2 protein-coding genes are annotated in these 927 nt (G+C 46.1%); both read right to left on the bottom strand.

Annotated elements, in window-relative coordinates; genetic code table 11:
- A partial coding sequence (locus GRP75_RS28090) for a sensor histidine kinase (protein WP_160791018.1) occupies positions 1–674 on the bottom strand: 674 nt, incomplete at its 3' end.
- A gap of 15 nt (positions 675–689) precedes the next feature.
- Positions 690–927 (bottom strand): winged helix-turn-helix domain-containing protein (locus GRP75_RS28085; RefSeq protein ID WP_160791017.1); only part of this gene is annotated, 238 nt, incomplete at its 5' end.

Raw genomic sequence — 927 nt, 5'->3', positions numbered from 1 at the left:
AGCAATTTGCCGAGATCTACAGGCTCCAGCTCCAGTGGCAGACTGCCACCGCTCACACGCGTGTATTCAAACAGCTCATCGATCAGCTTTTTAAGCGTCAATGACTTTTCATAAGCAATGTTCACATAATAGCGCAGCTCAATTTCATCCCGATAGCGGTCGGTTTCAATATATTCCAAAAAACCGATCACGGATGTTAGCGGGGTACGAAGATCATGAGATACGCCGGTGATCAGGTCGTTTTTGGCTTTGGCGGAAGCCCGTTCTTCTTCCAGTGAGAGACGGAGCTTGTCCGCCATGGTGTTCATATTTTTCGCCAAGGTACCCAGCTCGTCCGCTGAAGAAACAGGGATCGTATAGGACAGATCTCCATCAGCAAACTCCTGCATCCCCGTCGTAATTTCGCGAAGATAGCCAATCGTATTTTTGGTAAAAAGGAAAAAGAAATAAATATATAAAGGCAGCCCTCCAATCAGCATGATGAGTGGGGACCCAATATGATTCACGGTCCAGCGAATTAGACGAGTGCCAAAAAATGAACGGGAAGGGTTCAGCCATAGTAGCAAAGATGCTCCATAATAAAACACCATCAAAATCAGTCCGGTTAAAGTGAAGGCGGCAAGGCTAAGGGCTGCCAGCTTCCATCCCAATGTGTCATATCGTTTTGCCTTCAAGACGTGAATCCTCCATTAATCGAATTTTTCCATTTTGTAGCCGATTCCCCACACCGTTTTCAGGTATTTAGGTTTTCTCGGATCAGCCTCAATTTTCTCGCGAATTTTACGCACATGAACCATCAGCGTGTTGTTGGATTCCAGATATTGTTCCTTCCATACTTTTTCATAGATCTGCTCCATGCTCAGCACTTGACCACGATTACGTGCCAACAGCTCGACAATGGCAAATTCACGCGGGGTCAGCTTAATG

Origin of the sequence: Paenibacillus sp. OT2-17, from assembly GCF_009827695.1 — a bacterium.
GTDB lineage: Bacteria > Bacillota > Bacilli > Paenibacillales > Paenibacillaceae > Paenibacillus > Paenibacillus polymyxa_B.
The sequence above is the reverse complement of the archived record's forward strand: the minus strand, read 5'-3'. Positions and strand labels throughout refer to the sequence as shown.